The 742-nt window shown below is 42.9% G+C and carries 1 pseudogene; it reads left to right on the forward strand.

The features are described 5' to 3' along the window. Window positions 1–683 (forward strand): annotated as a pseudogene (locus QD47_RS31365) (hypothetical protein); the annotation flags it as partial. Between the last annotated feature and the right edge of the window lie 59 nt (window positions 684–742).

A 742-nucleotide genomic window follows, 5' to 3' on the forward strand; every position in this document is an offset into this window, starting at 1 on the left:
TTGCCCATACTGGATTGATTACGGCTTTCGGCCTCCCTAGGGAGCATGGAAAGTCCACGATCAGTTCCTTTTTATTTCCGTTGTATGCGACTTTATATGATAAATCACAGTTTACACTGATCATATCTGCTACCGAGCAAATTGCATTGCCCTTCTTGGACATGATCAAAGATGAGCTAGAAACCAATCAGATGCTGATTGAGGATTTTGGGATTCGTAAAGGGAGCCGTTGGAACAACAATGAGATTTGGCTGAAGAGTAAAGGTGGACTGGATTCATGTATTATGATTCGCGGGATTGATGGTAGCTTGAGAGGTATTCACTATAAGCATCACCGTCCTACACTGGTTCTAATGGATGATTTGCTCAAGGAGGATACGGCTCGATCCGAAGCTAAACGAGAACAAATTAAGAATACGTTTACGGATGTCATTCTGCCTATCGGAACAAGGGACACCAATATACTGATCTGTGGAACGATTCTCAACGAAGAAGATATCATGGCTGATCTGCTCAAAGGGAAGATACCAGGTGTGAGAAGTGTCGTAAAGCAGCCGTGCTTCAATTTTCAGAGCGTGATGATCTATGGTCAGAGTGGGAGCGACAATATAATAATCTCCAAGATGAGGACAGGATCAATACGGCTTTGTCCTTTTTTATGGCGAATGAGGAGGAAATGCTGAAGGGTACGGAAATCCTGTGGAGCGAGTATTTGGACTATTATTATTTGATGTGCAAGAAA

The organism is Paenibacillus terrae, from assembly GCF_000943545.1.
GTDB classification, from domain to species: Bacteria; Bacillota; Bacilli; order Paenibacillales; family Paenibacillaceae; genus Paenibacillus; species Paenibacillus terrae_A.